Genomic DNA, 16,755 nt, shown 5'->3' with positions numbered 1-16,755 from the left:
AAAACTCCTCCCCTTTTAGATTTTATATTAAAACCTTGAGAATGACTAACTGCATAAGGGTTGGGAATTTGGGCATAAAGTTGCATTGTTTCTTGAAAATGGTATAATCTCTCCGCCGTCGCAATTTTTTACCTTTGGTATTAATCCAATTTTGTAATGAAGCGTGAAAAATGTTGGACATGGGCGATCGCAACTCAGCACTATTGGCTTTAACACTGCTTGTCCCTGCCGCTAGTATCGGTATCATAGCAGCCTTGTATATTGCCCCTGGAAGCTGGGGACAAACACTGTCAGTCTTTTGTCAAGTTTGGTTGTTGGTTTTTCCGATCGCGTGGTCTGTTTTTGTCGATCGCAAAAAGCTCCGTTTATCCCTGCCCAAGCGCCAAGAATTGCTGGCTGGATCTATTTGGGGAATATTCATGTTTGCCGTAATTCTGGGTATCTCTAGCCTTTTCGGTCAGCAGTGGATCGATCCTGTAGTTGCTAAAGAAAAATCGTACCAATTAGGTATTAGCAGCCCTACTATTTACTTGATTGTAGAAGCATATTTTGTGCTAGTTAACTCGCTGATTGAAGAATTTACTTGGCGGTGGTTTGTCTGCAACAAGTGCCAGATTCTCATACCGGGCCCAAAAGCAATATTTCTGAGTTCGCTATTTTTCACCCTCCACCACATTTTTGTAATAGCAGCTTACAGCGACTGGCAGGCTGTGCTATTAGGTTCATTAGCTGTCTTCGCCGCCGGGATAATTTGGTCGCACTCTTATGTGACTTACCGTTCGCTTTGGTCGAGTTATATCAGCCACGCGATCGCAGATTTAGCCCTAGCAACTATTGGTTGGGAAATTCTTTTTAACTAGCTGCTTTTTCAGCGACAATCGCAGGCAATTCTACAGTAAAAATTGACTTTTTGCCCAACTCACTCTCCAGATTAATCTCTCCCCCCATCATCCGGGCGGCGTGCCACTGCCGCGGGCGATAATGTACCCTGACAAATTTTAAAATTCGGCAAGGTATATGTGGCTATAGCTGCGGTTGATGCCAACTAGCAGCGACAAGTGTTTGCTGGCATTGATGCTGATTGTACTGAGCTCTTGACTGATGCTGTGCAATAATCGACCGTTCATATCTTCCCACCGGAAGATGCTTCTCGTTAAGGCATCTGATTTTAATTCTAGGTTGGGTTTTGCTGGCGATCGCATAATTTTAGCTGCATGAAAACTGGCCCACATACCGCTACAATCATCGGCGGCCGGGCCCCAACAGCACACCGATTGTCATCTGGAATTGCAAACTTAGGAAAAATGATCCCTTCATAACATGAAATTTTTTGTACGCGAAATCGCTTGATACATACCACGAAGTTGCTGCTACTGCTTAGGAGTCAAGGTTTGCACGATATAGGCGGCTCAACCTTGAGTATTCCTTTGATCTTTCTAGGATAATTTGATAATTTGTGTAAGAAGTTTTTTACGGTAATTACTTATACAGAACTTGGGCAGGGACGCTACATATACTTTGCCCCGAAGTGGCAGTCTCTTTTGGGAACTTTTTCATGCGATCGCCTTTTATTAACAAATTTAAAACTCAGGCAGCTAACTAAATTTATATCGGTAAAACTCTATCTTCTTTAGCACGATTGGGAAACCTATTTTGTCAAACAGTGGACGCATCAACCGGGTTTTTACACGAACATACGACAAGTGAGGGCTAGGGATATCGCTTGAAAAACAGGGTTTCTCCCCTCATTCGCGCGTTCACAACGGTGATTCGCGCGATCGCGCCCCTGCTGGTATCTGAGAAAACCACCATCTCTGAATCTTGACCAAATAGGATATTGTATCAAGCAATACCGACAGCACAGTTACCAAAAAACCACAGCCACTGATTGTATTTAGCTCTGTTGGTTCAATGAGGCAATCAACATTCTCAAGGTAAGAATTCCCCTCTTGAATCGAGTATAAAATTTTGCCAAAAGCGGTGTCTATCTACTGCATATTGTTGTTAATGCTACCTTTATCCCCCACATTAAAAGTTGGCTGATATTCGGTTTACCGTACATCTCTGTCTGTTTAATCGTAAATGATGTTATCTTTAACAGAGGGTGTTGTCTAGCTTGGTGTTTGTCGCGAACAAAGCTCCTATTTGATGAGGAATCTATCTTCAGGAGGAACTTTCGCTGACCTGAAAATTATCCCTCTAGGAACTGTTTCGCGATCAAATAAATCCTTATCATCAATGCAATGACAGTGATATTTTGGCAGATAGATGTTGGGGTGTTGCGAACAGTCGATCAGTTGGATTCTATGTAAACACCAGGAAAGCGGTAATTAATATTCACCCGCCCCTCTTTCCTTTTGGGCTCTAATATCAGCGCTGCTAGCAGCGCCGAGAGCGAGTTAAAGTCGTCAGCGGGACTTAAAAATGAAAATCACCTTTGTTCTTCCTACTCTGTCTCTGACTGGTGGAATACGAGTAATATCTATTTTCGCAGAACTTTTGAGAAAGCGAGGACACTCCGTGTTCGTCATCTCTGTACCCAGTGCCCAGCCGAGTATGCGCCAGCAAGTCAAGTCGCTGCTGCGAGGACGGGGTTGGATTTCCCCACCTGAAAATGAACCCTCATTTTTCGATAACTTAGGTGTAGAACACAAAATTACCGATCGCTACCGCCCCGTAGAAGACAAAGATGTACCTGACGCTGACGTAGTAGTTGCCACCTGGTGGGAAACCGCCGAGTGGGTAGCCAAACTCTCTCCTAGCAAAGGAGCAAAAGCTTATTTTATCCAGCACCACGAAATTTTTGACTATCTACCTCAAGGAAGAGTAGAAGCAACTTGGATGCTGCCCATGCACAAAATTACGATCTCTGAGTGGTTAGTTGAGCTAGCTCGGACTAAATATGGCGATGACCAAGTTTCCTTAGCTCCTCCTAGCGTGGACACCAAACAATTTTACGCCTGTCCTCGCAACAAACAATCGGTTCCTACAGTTGGCCTAATGTACTCTACAATCTACTGGAAAGGAACCGACATCGCCCTCAAAGCTTTTTCCCTAGCAGCCGAAAAGATCCCCAACTTGCGTCTGGTTGCCTTCGGTGTAGATGCCCCATCCTCGGAATTGCCCCTACCGGCCAATGCCGAGTATGTAATTCAACCCGACCAAGACAAAATCAAAGACTATTACAGCAAATGCGATGCATGGCTGCTGGCGAGCAGATCAGAAGGCTTCGGCTTGCCAATTATCGAAGCGATGGCGTGCCGCACTCCCGTCATCAGTACCCCAGCAGGTGCTGCTCCTGAAATTTTGAGCGGCGGTACTGGCATACTTGTAAGACCAGAAGATCCCCAAGAAATGGCAAAAGCCATAGAGTCTATCTGTCAGTTGCCAAATTCCAAGTGGCAAGCCATGTCTGAAGCCGCCTATGCCAAGGTAAACAATTATACTTGGGAAGATGCCACGGATCATTTTGAAGCGGCATTGGAAGTTGCTGTAGACAAATCTAAAAACCGCGAGGTTAACATAGATTGCTTTTCTCCCTACTATGCGGACAAAAAAATTCTGGTTGAATGCTAAGTGCCGCGCTGCCATTTGAAATTCGGCGCTACGGGCGTTTTCGGCGCCGGATTCTGGGGAGAAACTCAATATCGTTTGGTGGGGTACTTCTGCTACAAATAAAATCGCCTGTGTCCTGTTTTCTACGCAGCAGTCTCGACACGAATTCTGACCGCAGCGACGACGGAATACAGGTTATAAATTGATCTGCCAAAATCTTAACTAGAGGGCAACGGAGGTTTTAAGGCTGGCTCCGTTACCGGTTAAACTTGTCTTGTCATCAAACATCTCCCGATTTGTAATTGGGAAAAGTCCCTGACGACAAAGTTAAGATCGGCTCGACTATCGAGTTACGATCGCCTCCAGCACAGATCCGCACCCCGCAAAAAAGCCAAAAATAGGCTGGTAAGTGCGAACTTGCTGTTATGGAGGAGTTTTAACCAGTATCAATCTTCAGCATCTATTCATGAAAATTACTTTTGTCCTTCCTACCCTGAGCCTTACAGGTGGTATGAGGGTGTTATCTATCTACACAGAACTGCTGCAAAAGCGAGGACACAAAATATTTATCGTGTCTATGCCCGTGCCGCAACCAACTTTGCTCCAACAATTGCGATCACTGCTGAGGGGTAGGGGTTGGCTGTCCGCTTCCCAGACACAAAAGTCTCACTTTGACAAAGTGGATGTCGAAAGTCGAGTTCTCGAAACCAACCGTCCAATTACCGACCTGGACGTGCCTGATGCCGATATTATCATGGCTACTTGGTGGGAAACTGCTGAGTGGGTGGCAAAACTCTCTCCCAGCAAAGGAGCGAAAGTATATTTTCTCCAACATTATGAGGCTTTTGACTACGTACCAAAAGGTCGAGTAGAGGCAACTTGGCGGCTGCCGATGCACAAAATCGCTGTGGCCCAGTGGCTGGCCGACATAGCTCGGAATGAATACGGCGATTTGTCTGTATCTCTCGTCCCTCCTACGGTGGACACCAAACAGTTTTACGACCCCCAGTCGCGAGCGAAGCAGCCACGAGGCAAGCAATTAGTTCCTACAGTCGGAATGTACTATACTACAACTCCTTGGAAAGGCTGCGATATTGCCCTGAAAGCTTTGTCTATAGCTGCTAAAAAAATTCCTAACCTTCGTTTAGTTGCATTTAGTTCCGGCGACGATAGTCCTCTTCCCCATTTGATGCCAGAGGATACTGAGTATAATAAGGAACCTACTCAAGACCAACTAAAAGAATTTTACAGCAAATGCGATGCTTGGCTGTTTTCCAGCAGATCCGAAGGCTTCGGCTTGCCAATTTTAGAAGCTATGGCTTGTGGCACTCCAGTCATCGGCACTCCTGCTGGTGCGGCTCCGGAACTACTTGCTGGCGGGGGTGGCATACTTGTCAAGCCAGAAGACCCAGAGGATATGGCAAAAGCGATCGAGCAGATTTGTCAGTTGCCTGATGCCGAATGGCGCGCAATGTCCGAGGCAGCTTTGGATACGGTAATAAATTATACTTGGGAGGATGCAACTAATCTCTTCGAGGCGGCACTGTACACTGCTTTGGAACGTCAGGCACAATTAACGAACAAGATGTAAAATTGAGGTTGATTTAAAAGAGTGGGGTTGGGCGATCGTTTAATCGAGAATTTTTATCGGGCAATTTGAGTTTTCTTTCTACAATTTTACTGCCAAAAAAGACCTATGGTTGCATTGATCCCACTGGCTATGTTCGGCTTTATTCCAGTCGTTTGTTACCTGTTTATAAGGTTTCCGGCTCAGCGGGCGGTAATTATAAGTTTTGTAGTAGCGTGGCTTTTTTTACCGCAAGCTTCTTATCCCATCCCCTCATTGCCACCGTATACCAAAATCTCTGCAGCTTGCTACGGGATTTTGCTGGGGACTCTTATCTACGATACTGCGCGCCTCACCTCTTTTAAGCCCGGTTGGCTGGACGTGCCAATGGTAATTTACTGTTTGTGTCCAATTATTTCACAAGTTAGTAATGGTGGCAGCCCGATTTCTCCGACTATCAACCAAATCGTTACTTGGGGTCTGCCTTATTTTTTAGGACGCTTGTATGTGGGTAGTTTAGACGGGCTGCGACAATTAGCGATCGGCATTTTTGCAGGTGGGTTAGCCTACATTCCTTTTACTTTAATTGAAGGGGTTAGGGGCCCAATTCTGCACCAAATGATTTACGGCGTCAATGCCTTTGAGGACTGGGGTCAAGCAAGGCGTTTGGGGGGGTGGAGACCAGTAGTGTTTATGCAGCACGGTTTGATGGTGGGCCTGTGGATGATGACAGCCGCCTTAATTGCTGTTTGGCTGTGGCAAACTGGGACGCTCAAAAAGTTTATGGGCCGTAACATCAAGACTTTAGCAATTATATTAACTATAGCTTTTTTCCTGTGCCGTTCTACTGGCGCCTACAGTTTATTTGGAATGGCGTTGCTCGTATTATTCTCTGCCAAGATTTTTCGCACCTCTTTGCCCTTGCTCTTGATAATTGGATATATAGTGTTTTATCTGTACATAGCTGCATCGGGTCAATTTTCGAGCCAAGACGTGGTTGCATTCATTACTCAAATATTTGGCGAAGAACGAGCCGCCTCTTTGAAGTTTAGATTTGACAATGAAGAGATATTGGGGGAAAAGGCGCGGCAAAGATTTATGTTTGGCTGGGGAGATTCCGGCGGAAACCGCGTGTATAACGAGTACGGTGATGATATCTCGGTCACCGACAGCTTATGGATTATTGCATTTGGCATCAACGGTGCAGTCGGTTTAGTTAGTTTATTTTCTTCAATGTTACTTCCTGTTATCGTCTTTTGCTTGTTCAAATATCCCGCCAGAACCTGGTCTAATCCCAAAGTAGCCCCTGCTGCCGCCCTGGGAGTAGCCTTAAGTATGTACGTGTTTGACTGTGTTTTGAATGCTATGACTAACCCGATTTTTGCGCTGATTGCTGGAGGAATATCGGGTCTCGTCTTAAAAGCTCCAGAAAGTCTTAAGGCAAAGAAAACCAGTTCGCCACCAAGAAGACAGGCGCTGGTTCACCAAAAATCCGGATGATTTTCCTGAAGGCGATCGCTGCTTCACTTCAAGCTTGACACTAGCTTGCCTTCCCTGGAGACAAAAACTAAAAAATCTACCACTTTTGGATGAAATCCAGTTCGGAAGTTGCCAGATATTTGTCACTAGGTTAAACTCTTAATCTCATAAACTCTTTTTTTTACATTCATTTGCAATGCTTCAACAAGTATTAGCACTGGATGGCTTTTTACTTGAAACTGTGTTGCGACTTATAAACTTAAAAATTGGCTTTATACACTTTTTCTAAAACGAGCTGATTCTTTACATAATCTTTAAAAATCCTCACTAGACAGGCAGGGTGTAGGAGGATATACTGAGAAAAGTATGTTCACTGAAGCACCCAGGTAGTTAAAACACGAAACTGAATTGTGGGTTATAATAGTTTGGGTTGTAGTTTAATATAAAGCGGGAAGGGCATCATAAATGAAAACAGTTAATTTATTGAATGTCTCGATAGATAACTTGTCAATCACAGAGTTATTTGAAAAACTCGACTGCGAAGGTGGTGTCGTATTTACACCCAATGTAGACCACTTGATTAAGTTGCAGTATGACCGCGACTTCTATGAAGCTTACAATACATCTACTTATAGAGTCTGCGACAGTCAAATATTGATGTATGCCTCCAAGTTTTTGGGTACTCCTCTCAAAGAAAAGATTTCTGGTTCTGATTTGTTCCCTGCATTTTATATGTATCACAAAGATAACGAGAAGATTAAAATATTTTTGCTAGGAGCGGCTGAAGGTATTGCTAAGAAAGCCCAGGAAAAAATTAACCAAAAAATTGGTAGAGAAATAGTGGTTGAAGCACTTTCTCCTTCTTTTGGGTTTGAAAAAAACGAGGAAGAATGTGAAACAATAATTGACGCGATCAATAAATCAGAAGCGACTGTTCTCGCTATAGGAGTGGGAGCGCCCAAGCAAGAGAAGTGGCTGGTTAAATACAGGAGCAAATTAACACACGTCAAAATTTTCTTAGCCGTAGGTGCAACCATTGATTTTGAAGCTGGTTGCAAAGCCAGAGCTCCCAAATGGATGAGCGAAGTCGGCATAGAATGGGCGTACCGACTGTTAAGTGAACCGAGAAGGTTGTGGAAAAGATATTTGATTGAAGGTCTGCCTTTTTTCCGGTTAATCTTAGAACAAAAATTAGGGTTTTATAAAATGCCTTTCCTGGAGAGCAAAACCAGCCAGCTAGAATGGAAAGGTGGCTCCTAAAAAGGTGAGCGACCAATCTCTAGCATAAATTAAGCTGAGTATCGGAGAAAGTGGGTTTGACTTTAAGGTAAGACTGATGCAATCTGTGGATAGTCTGATCGCACTTTCTCTCAAAATAATTCATTTTTGCTTTCAAGTCCAGCTAAAATCGGAAAGAAACCTTTTGTGGAAAATCCTAATTAGGGATACAACCGATGAATCTGCCTTCTTTCTTGTGGTTGTGGAAAATAGCGGCTTGGTCAATGGGTGTTTCCCTGTTGGCTTACTTGTTGCTGGCCGTTACTGGAACGTGGATGTTTGCCGCTAGGAGTACCAAACAACCGCGCCCAAAATGGCTGCGTCCCTTTCATTTAGCCACTGGTGCGGGGATGGCGACTTTGGTAATTTTACTGCTGGGAATTGGTGTAGTCGGTACGCTAGGATACTACGGCAATTTGGGTCACTCGGCTCATTTACCGGCGGGGTTAGCTGTTGTAGCTTTGGTGTTGGTTTCTGTTGGCAGCGGGCTGCAAATTGGTCCTAAACATCCCTGGGCGCGCCCCCTCCACATCGGCACTAATTTGGCCTTGTTTGGGGGATTTGTGACTGTGTTGCTCACAGGATGGACGATCGTACAAAAGTATTTGCCGAAAGTTTGAAACCTGTCTATTTGACCTCAAACTATACCAAATATCCAAGGGAAAACATATATATAACATATATATAAGGTGCGCCGCAGCGCACCCTAGGTTTAATTTTTTTGCGTGAGTCCGCTTTTTGTGATGAATTCTAAAATATGTTGCGCGGTAATCTGTGGCTTTTCTAAGTGGGGAACGTGCCCGCAGTCGGGTATCCAAATTAGTTGAGAATTTGTGATCGCCCTGGCAAACTTTTCCGCATCCGCCGTCCCCAAAATCCGGTCTTGTTTTCCCCACAAAATCAGCGCCTGCTGCTGAATTTGCGATAATTTTTCCCCAAAACCACCGTAACCTCCGCTTTTGGTAAACGCAATTAAAGCTTGATTCCAGTTGGGCATTTCCAAGTGCAAAGCAGCACAAGTTTGAGCGTCTTGAGAAGCCAAATTTTTATCGAAATAAGCATTGACGCTAATTCGCTGGCGAATTTTGGGATTGCGTAAAAATGAAGTTGCCAGATACCCTAAAGGAGGAATTAAAAACTTTCCCTTATTAGAACTGATGGCAAAACCTGCGCTATCTATTAACACTAATTGTTTTACAGCTTCTGGATAATTGAGAGTGAAATCAATTGCTGCTGCACCTCCCATTGAAGCACCGACTAAGATTACAGGCTGCGAAATTAGCGTTTTCCAAAAATAGTAAAGGTGACTTTCAATTGCCCTCGCGCTGAATGCCAAGCCTGCCGCTCTTTCTGTAAACCCGAAACCCAACAAATCAACCGCCCAAGTTTCATTTTCGGCAGCTAGCAGCGGCAACAGGCGGCGGAATTCAAACAAGGAACTGTCGAAGCCGTGAATTAGCAAAATTGGTGTGTTGCCACTGCCTTGGCGCACGTAGGTTGTGGCAATTGGTCGAGAAGATAGGGGAGTTGTAATTGCTGCTTGTTGAATGCTTTGGGCTAAGGCAATTGAGGTAGATTCTGTAAGTTGTGCGATCGATTTTGGCAGAAAACTTGCTGGCATAATTCTTGATAAATTGTGAATCGGTAGGGGCGATGCCACTATGTCCGCCCTAACATTTAAGTATATATGCTTGCTCGATCGCTATTTGAGGAGTTGGGGCGAGTCATGAAAATTCGATCGATACTCAGTATCCCTGAGCCCAGACTTAGGTTTGTCGTGCGCTCGCCAATATAGCAATTCTCAATTGCCCGCAATACAGTAAGGATACGGCGCCGTGCCTACGGAATATGTGTATTGCACTCAACAGGATAAGGTGTACCGCTGCGTGCTTACCCTAAAAAATGTAATAGAGGCGGGGTTTAGCCGGATTTGTCAATCGCAAAAACCAGTCTAAAACCCGCCCCTAATGACAAGAGTCACCAATTAACCGACTAATTCTTCGCCCCTACGCCCACATACATAATCGACGTATCCTCATTAATTTTGATTTTAAACAAGCCCGACTTTTTGTAATCAAAATAGTTAGCGATATTAGAGATTAGCACTTGAGAAACTTGTTGGAAACTTTCCCCCGAAGGAAATAGCTGCTTTCCACTTGTAAGATTCCCCCAAAAACCGTGCATCTGGGCTAAAATAGCGCCCATTTCTCCAAACATATCAAAACCTTTAATTTCAATCTTGCCGAAACCCGTATCGCGCATTACAACAGACAGTTCATCCGGGGTAATAAATTTTTCCCAATCGTGAACGCCCCGCCTAATCTCCTGCAAAATATTTTCCATCAGCCCAATCATCACAACTTGCGAGGAAAAAGTTCGGTTGATTGTATCAAAAAAGAACAGTCCCCCAGGCTTAAGAATCCTGTGAACCTCAGACACAACTTTTTTGTAATCGGCCACATGTTCCAAAACATCCACGCAGATTACAACATCAAAGGTATTGTCTTCGTAGGGCATATTTTCGGCAAAACCTTGCCTGTAGTTAATCTCGAAACCGCTGGTAAATGCGTGATTTTGAGCTGCTACAATACATTTTTGCGATCGATCTATTCCAGAAACAATAGCACCTCTCTCGGCCATAAACTCGCAAGAAAAGCCGCCGCCGCACCCGACATCTAAGGTTTTCAGCCCTTGCCAATTAGTCGCGTGTCTGTCGAAAAACTCAAATCTGGGTTTATTTAGATGGTATAAGGCATAAATTTTAGCATTTTCGTCCCACCAATTATTGGCATTTTCCTCATAAAATTCTAAATCATTTTTTACTTCTGTTTTCTGCACGATTTTCTCTGTCCTGACTTAGTGGAAAATATAGATGGCGATTGCACTTTTGCGTGATTTTATAGGAATGACGCCAAAAAACCCAATTTCTGTATAAAATCGGATGTTTCGTGACGAGTTCACAGGCAGACACCGGGTTTTTGAATCTGTGGGCGTAAGTTCTATTTTCTCGTGAATTGTGAATCGCCACAGTTGTTTATTATAATATCTTTGGCATAAATTTCAACCAGATGGATCGCGTTTCTATTATCATCCCAGCCCTCAACGAAGCGACTTGTCTGGAACGCACCCTCCGCCAACTCAGCATCCTTAATCCTCCCGCTTGGGAAGTGTTGGTGGTAGACGGTGGCAGTCAAGACGAAACAGTGGCGATCGCACTTTCCGCCGCCACGCGCGTTATTTCTAGCAGTATAGCCGGACGTTCCGTGCAAATGAACTTAGGTGCTCAAGTCGCCACCGGTGAAATTCTGTGCTTTCTCCACGCCGATACTTTAGTTCCCGACGACATTGTAGCAGTCATCCAGAAAACATTGTCCGATGCCGAAATTGCCGGCGGCGGGTTTATCTCCATGATGGCTGGTTCGCAGCAAACAAGATGGGGTTTTTCCCTCCACAATTACCTAAAAACTTATTACGCGCCGCTGTTATTTCGACCTCATTTATTTTTCAAAGGATTGCGCTTGCTGTTTGGCGACCAAGTTATTTTTTGCCGCCGTACCGATTTTTGGGAATGCGCTGGTTTCGATGCCGCGCTGCCAATTATGGAGGAAGCGGATTTGTGTTTGAAGTTAGTGCGACGGGGAAGACTTAAGTTAGTCAATCGGGTAGTGGAAAGTAGCGACCGTCGAGTTGCAACTTGGGGCGAATTTAAAGCTATTGCGATCTATCTTTCGATTGGTTTTTTGTGGGGTTTTGGCGTTTCCCCAAGGTATCTCAAGCAGTTTTATGAAGACATCCGCTGAACACAAAACCCGCTTAAATTCCAAGAATGTATTGGTTGTATTTTGGCGGCAAAACTTTCTGCAACAGGTAAATAATCGCCCAACAACCTAACAAAGTCCCAGTAACTAAAAAGCCGAGCTTCAGTAGCGGATTTACCGGGTCAATAAACTTATAAAACACTAACAAGACATATTTCACTACTGTCGAATCCAGCAGATATATAGGGAATGAGTAAGCAGCCAATATTTTGACTAACCCAGACACTCTAATGGGAAGTGCAATATTCTTAGAAAATGCGAGGATCGACAATACGAATAAAATTGCGTATCCTTGAGCAGATAGTTTAAAAAACGATCGGAGAAACCATGCCTCCGAATTAACTCCACTTTTTAGGTAAAATTCCCAAATGCTAGCTAGATAAAAAAGGATGGTAGCCCCTAAAATTGGCATTTTCATTCCTTCGAGAACGGGTTGAATTCTGTCATAGGAGCTGCCCAAAAATAGACCAGTTGAAAATGGCAAAATCCAACTGAAAATCCACCGCTCCATCAAAGGTAGAGGTATTGATATGTATTGGAAAGCGGTTAAGTAGAAGAAGATTGTAAAAATTGTTTGAATTGTTAAGCCCAAAGCCAAAATTTTTCTGGGTTCTAAAAATCTTAACTTCACGAGAAGCCACCACCAGCCGTAGCATTGAACAATCACAACGATGAAGTAATAGGGAGGCATCACTGAACCCGTCAAGATATCTCTGAGTAATGAAAGTAAGTCAAATTTTTGGATTTCTCCCAAATTATTTAAGATGTACAAAGCTACTGACCAAAACAGATAAGGGGGTATAATTTTTGACAGTCTTTTTTTGACTACCAGTGCGGGATTATTTTGATTTTCCAGTTTGTTGCTAAGAAAAAAACCGCTCAACAGTAAAAATGCAGGTACGCAAAATAGTTGAAATGTATCGATCGCCACAAATAAAATTCTGCGATCGCGAAATGTAAAGAACCCAGCATGAGTAATCACCACACTGACGATTGCTAAAGCTCGGATCAAATCAAATTCAGCGAACCGATTAGAAACTTTTTGCATGGTAAAAATTAGATTGTAAAAATTGGAACCCAATTAAGAATTTTTTGTCTGATTAGTTTTCACCAAACTCTAGCATGAAATTTTATATCTGCTCCTATCTTCACAAAACTTAGGCCGGCAAAAATAAGTCACCGACTGCTGGGACTGAGGAATAAAGACTATAGAGACTATTGCGAAAAAAAATCTACCTAAATTAGGTAGACTTTTAGAAATGTTCAAGCAATGAGTTCACTGTTGGCTAACCGTTGCTGTGATGGATGTGCGACGCAGAAACACTATCCAACTGATCGCGCCCGTTGCGGATCACGCGCAGCATATCGCTCAACTTGTGCTCGATATTATCGAGAACTTGGTCGGCATAATCATCAGCTCCGTTCTGAATTTCCTCGCATTCAGCCATCGCCCTGACTCTCATCTCTTCCAATTCTTCTTGAGCCTGGTAGCGAATTTGTTCGACTTCCGCCAGCGTCGCCTGCTGAATTGCCTCGCAGTCGAGCAAAACTTGCTGTCGCAACTGATCTGCCTCTATCTTCGCCTGCTGGAGCAAGCCCATATCGTTTAAAATTTCTGCTGCTCGCTGTTCTGCTGCTTCTATCACTTCCTGAGCGTAAAGTTCCGCTTCTTGAAGCAAGTCGTCCTTGTGCCGGATGATCGTCTCGGCTTCCTGAAAGGCGATCGGCAAATTTAACCTCACCAAGTCTAACTGATCGAGCAACTGTTCTTCATCCACCAGAGTGCGTCTGGTCATGGGAATTCGCGGACTGTCGAGAACAATTTCCTCAAGCCGATTCAATTCCCGCTGGATGTCTACTCCTGCGGTTCGGGTGGGGTCTCCGAAGGTGGCTGTGTTCTGAGGTGATTCGTTCTCAGTGCCGCGTCCGGTAGTGTCGGGTTCGATGCGAGTTGGTTCCTGCTGGCGTAACATTTGTAAATATCTAGGGCGACGTGTTTCGGAACAAGATGATCTACGGAGCCACCAAACTTGGCTATTTCTTTAACTACACTACTACTTAAAAAGCTGTACTCGTTAGAAGTTGCCAAAAAAACTGTTTCAATTTCACCCAGAAGGGTTTTATTGGTGTGGGCCATCTGGAGTTCCATTTCAAAATCTGTTAATACCCGGAGCCCCCGCAGCAGCACTTTGGCTTGTCGAATCTTAGCATAGTTTACTGTCAAACCCTCAAAACTGTCTACTTCTACATTTTGCAAGTGTTGGGTAGAGCGCCGGATCTGCTCGATCCGTTCCTCTACGGTGAAGAGAGGCGTTTTGCTGGGGTTTCTGACGACGGTAACAATTACCCGGTCAAAAAGTTTAGATCCCCGCTCGATAATGTCTGCGTGACCGAAGGTAATGGGGTCAAAGCTGCCTGGATAGATTGCAATCACGAGTTTGGCTCAACGAAGTGGGGGGGAGTGGGGGAATGTGGCATAAGAGGAGAGAGAGCGGGGGAGTGGGAGAGTCTATTATCCTTGTATCCGTGTTAATCCGTGTAGTGCCTTCCTTCTGACAACTGTCAACTGTCAACTGTCAACTGACATCTACTTTTTCATGGAATGAGCTTTGTAGAAAGTTTCGAGGCTTTGCTTGTCGCCCACAAACCGCCAATGCCAAGGCTCGTAACTGACGCCTTGGCGATTGTTTTTGGGAAATGACATTTCAAAGCTGAAGGCGACGGCGTTGGCTTCTAACCACTTGAATGCTTGGGTATTTTCAAAACTGGGACTGAGGTTGTGTTCCGGGGCGGTGCCGTCGCCAATGTCGATCGCATAACCGGTGTGGTGTTCGCTGTAACCTGGAGGGGCGCTGACTTCGGCTCGCTTGCTGGCGTTTTGCCTGCGTTCGGCTTTCACGTCAAAAAATACGTGCTGTTGGTCTTGCAGGGAGCGAAAGCCGGAAATGGGAGCGAAGTAGATGCCTGATGCCGCTGCGGCGTTAACCATTTCCTGATATTTTGCTGCTGCTGAGGTGCGGAGTTTGACGCTACCGTCGGAGGTGACGCTTACCAAGTCTTTTGCTGGTGCTTCTGGGTATGGCAAGTGTCCCAGCAGGTTTTCTGGGATTGCGGGGACTTTGGGGGTGGTAGCTGGACTCGCGACAGACGGAGACGCGGAACTGGTGGGCGCTGAGTCTTGTTGAGTTTGCTCTGCCTGACTGGTGGCTGGGAACAAGTTAAAGTTGAGGTGCAGCCAGATGCTGACCCCAAAGGCTAAGGCGGCCAACCCTAGCAGTTTCCAAATCAGCCCTTTTTTCTTAGACTGACTCTGCCGTGCTTCTGGGTATGGGTGGTCTCGCACTGCTTCTGGAATTTCGTCGGCGACAAGCTCCGAGGCTTGCGGGGGTTTTCTTGACAGACTAGCGTTATCCAAGCCAGCTCCACTCCTGCACTTCAATAAGGCTCAACGTTACAAATTGTAGACCGATATGGGCGATCGGACAGCTACAATTGCCGCTGAGAGTATATCATCTCTTTCTGACCTCGCCCCGTCCCATCCGCCAACTCTCGCATTTGTTACTTGGGCCCACAGTCGATCGTCCCTGCGAGGTCGAACTGGTTGGCGCTGGTAGCGCTGGTTTATTTTAAGTGTAATTTGTTACTGTTCCACAAAATCGAACAATTCTGCGATCGACACATCAAACGTCCGCGCCAATTTTAGCAGAGCACCGATGTCAGCCATTGCCATACCGGGCGATCGGGCATAGCTTTTCAGCGTGCTGTAGTGAACGCCCGATCGAGTGGCAACCTCTGTCTGAGTCGAACCGTTCTCAGCAGCCAGCTCTCAAATCCGCAACCTCACCAATTCTATGCTTGACAAAGGGCAAGTATTGTGAATTTAAGTAATTAGATATTAAAGGGCGATCGGCCCCCGACCTTAGAAACGGAAGAGCAATCACTTTTTTAGACAACCTCTCATTATATTTATTTTATGGTGAAAGAATGTATTCAGGCTTTTTGAGTAGAGTTTGTTTAGCAAACCCCTTAACTAATTTTATTCGTGAGTAGATCCATCTGGCATAATTGCACCAGTGAGTTTAGCATTTGCCAACTCTGCTCCTCCTATTTTTGCACCAGTTAAGTTAGCGCCAGATAAGTCTGCACCTGTTAAGTTTGCCGCGCGGAGGTCTGCTGAAATTAGGTCAGCACCACGCAGTTTTGCAACATATAAATATGCTTGTCGCAAATCAGCTTCGGTTAAGTCTGCTGTAGTTAGATCGGCACTTTGTAATCTTGCATCATTCAAGTTAACCTGTCTTAAATTAGCTCGGCTCAAATTTGTGCCGTCTAGGTTTGCTCCCTGAAGTTTTGCCCCACTCAAATTCGCATCTCTCAAATTGGAACTCGTCAATTGTGCAGAAATCAAATTAACACCTTGTAAATTGGCTCCCATCAAGTTAACACTGCTCAAGTCCCTACCAGTTAGATCGACATTTTGCAGCGATACATAAGGAGCAATTAAGTAAGCGCCCGCTTTCACGGGATCGAAATCAGTAGGAAATAAAGTTGCTTGATTGCAAATAGCTCCTTGAAGCTGAACTCCTTTGAGATTTGCTCGATCGAGGTTGGCTTCTAAAAGGTTAGAATTACTCAGATTTGCCTTTGTCAAATCAGCATTGTTTAGGTCGGTTTTCCTTAAGTATAGCCCGCTTAAGTTAGCTTGACTGAGGTTTGCAGTTGTGAATTTTGTTTGTTGACTAAGTTTAGACCCGCTGAGGTTTGCACCATTCAAATCGGCTTCACTAAAATTTGCATTTTCTAGTTTTGCTCCTCTTAAACTCGCCTTGCTCAATTTTGCTTTTTCTAGTTTAGCTGATTGTAAATTAGCCTGAGAGAGGTTGGCATTGATTAAATTTGCCCGCTCCAGATTGGCACTGGATAAACTAGCCTGAGTAAGGTTGGCATTGACTAAGTTTGCCTGATTCAGATTAGCACTATATAGGGCTTGCTGAATATATCGCCCGCGTGTTACGTGGCCTGGGTTATTTGATCGCGCGCTCAATAGTAAAGTGCAAG

16 protein-coding genes are annotated in these 16,755 nt (G+C 44.7%); 7 read left to right on the top strand and 9 right to left on the bottom strand.

The features are described 5' to 3' along the window. Positions 1-170: 170 nt before the first annotated feature. Positions 171-860, top strand: a complete 690-nt coding sequence (locus QT979_RS22480; RefSeq protein WP_333311733.1) for a type II CAAX endopeptidase family protein — start codon at positions 171-173, stop codon at positions 858-860. A gap of 138 nt (positions 861-998) precedes the next feature. Here the strand turns inward: QT979_RS22480 and QT979_RS22475 are convergent, their stop codons facing one another. Continuing rightward, positions 999-1,232, bottom strand: a complete 234-nt coding sequence (locus tag QT979_RS22475; protein ID WP_333311732.1) for a hypothetical protein — start codon at positions 1,230-1,232, stop codon at positions 999-1,001. A gap of 1,192 nt (positions 1,233-2,424) precedes the next feature. Between QT979_RS22475 and QT979_RS22470 the strand changes: the two genes are divergently transcribed. The 5 genes from QT979_RS22470 (at position 2,425) to QT979_RS22450 (ending at position 8,499) form a co-directional block, all read left to right on the top strand. Beyond that, complete coding sequence (locus tag QT979_RS22470; RefSeq protein ID WP_333211989.1) at positions 2,425-3,576, top strand: glycosyltransferase family 4 protein; 1,152 nt, start codon at positions 2,425-2,427, stop codon at positions 3,574-3,576. Between the two features lie 445 nt (positions 3,577-4,021). Continuing rightward, positions 4,022-5,146, top strand: coding sequence for a glycosyltransferase family 4 protein (locus tag QT979_RS22465; RefSeq protein ID WP_333211991.1), 1,125 nt, complete (start codon positions 4,022-4,024; stop codon positions 5,144-5,146). A 105-nt stretch (positions 5,147-5,251) separates the two neighbouring features. Further along, positions 5,252-6,622: an O-antigen ligase domain-containing protein gene (locus tag QT979_RS22460; RefSeq protein WP_333169349.1), complete on the top strand. Its 1,371-nt coding sequence runs from the start codon at positions 5,252-5,254 to the stop codon at positions 6,620-6,622. 444 nt (positions 6,623-7,066) lie between these two features. Continuing rightward, on the top strand, positions 7,067-7,861 hold the full coding sequence (locus QT979_RS22455) for a WecB/TagA/CpsF family glycosyltransferase (RefSeq protein ID WP_333311731.1): 795 nt from the start codon (positions 7,067-7,069) through the stop codon (positions 7,859-7,861). 194 nt (positions 7,862-8,055) lie between these two features. Beyond that, positions 8,056-8,499: a DUF4079 domain-containing protein gene (locus QT979_RS22450; RefSeq protein WP_333067855.1), complete on the top strand. Its 444-nt coding sequence runs from the start codon at positions 8,056-8,058 to the stop codon at positions 8,497-8,499. A gap of 92 nt (positions 8,500-8,591) precedes the next feature. On the opposite strand, the gene QT979_RS22445 is transcribed toward QT979_RS22450, so the two are convergent. Both QT979_RS22445 and ubiG read right to left on the bottom strand, forming a co-directional pair. Continuing rightward, on the bottom strand, positions 8,592-9,500 hold the full coding sequence (locus QT979_RS22445) for an alpha/beta hydrolase (RefSeq protein WP_333311730.1): 909 nt from the start codon (positions 9,498-9,500) through the stop codon (positions 8,592-8,594). 371 nt (positions 9,501-9,871) lie between these two features. After that, entirely contained in the window at positions 9,872-10,717 is an 846-nt protein-coding gene (gene ubiG, locus QT979_RS22440; RefSeq protein WP_333311729.1) for a bifunctional 2-polyprenyl-6-hydroxyphenol methylase/3-demethylubiquinol 3-O-methyltransferase UbiG, read from the bottom strand. A 230-nt stretch (positions 10,718-10,947) separates the two neighbouring features. On the opposite strand from ubiG, the gene QT979_RS22435 reads away from it, so the two are divergent. Continuing rightward, positions 10,948-11,679 carry a TIGR04283 family arsenosugar biosynthesis glycosyltransferase gene (locus tag QT979_RS22435; protein ID WP_333211995.1) on the top strand — a complete coding sequence of 244 codons (732 nt, stop codon included), beginning with the start codon at positions 10,948-10,950 and terminating at the stop codon, positions 11,677-11,679. 13 nt (positions 11,680-11,692) lie between these two features. On the opposite strand, the gene QT979_RS22430 is transcribed toward QT979_RS22435, so the two are convergent. From QT979_RS22430 to QT979_RS22405, 6 genes are all read right to left on the bottom strand, one after another. Next, the gene (locus QT979_RS22430) at positions 11,693-12,745 is read right to left on the bottom strand and encodes an acyltransferase (RefSeq protein ID WP_333311728.1); all 1,053 of its coding nucleotides are present in this window, start codon (positions 12,743-12,745) and stop codon (positions 11,693-11,695) included. Between the two features lie 238 nt (positions 12,746-12,983). After that, positions 12,984-13,670 (bottom strand): DivIVA domain-containing protein, encoded by a 687-nt coding sequence (locus QT979_RS22425; RefSeq protein ID WP_333081909.1) that lies wholly within the window; start codon positions 13,668-13,670, stop codon positions 12,984-12,986. Further along, positions 13,553-14,131 (bottom strand): pantetheine-phosphate adenylyltransferase, encoded by a 579-nt coding sequence (coaD, locus tag QT979_RS22420; RefSeq protein WP_333211998.1) that lies wholly within the window; start codon positions 14,129-14,131, stop codon positions 13,553-13,555. The genes QT979_RS22425 and coaD overlap by 118 nt, the downstream gene beginning before the upstream one ends. 153 nt (positions 14,132-14,284) lie before the next feature. Next, positions 14,285-15,112: a M15 family metallopeptidase gene (locus QT979_RS22415; RefSeq protein WP_333212000.1), complete on the bottom strand. Its 828-nt coding sequence runs from the start codon at positions 15,110-15,112 to the stop codon at positions 14,285-14,287. Between the two features lie 225 nt (positions 15,113-15,337). Then, entirely contained in the window at positions 15,338-15,520 is a 183-nt protein-coding gene (locus QT979_RS22410) for a helix-turn-helix transcriptional regulator (RefSeq protein WP_333212016.1), read from the bottom strand. 213 nt (positions 15,521-15,733) lie between these two features. After that, a partial coding sequence (locus QT979_RS22405; RefSeq protein WP_333311727.1) for a pentapeptide repeat-containing protein occupies positions 15,734-16,755 on the bottom strand: 1,022 nt, incomplete at its 5' end.

The sequence above is a fragment of the Microcoleus sp. w2-18bC1 genome (genome assembly GCF_036700365.1).
Classification (GTDB): Bacteria; Cyanobacteriota; Cyanobacteriia; order Cyanobacteriales; family Microcoleaceae; genus Microcoleus.
This window is presented reverse-complemented; position numbering and strand designations above follow the sequence as displayed.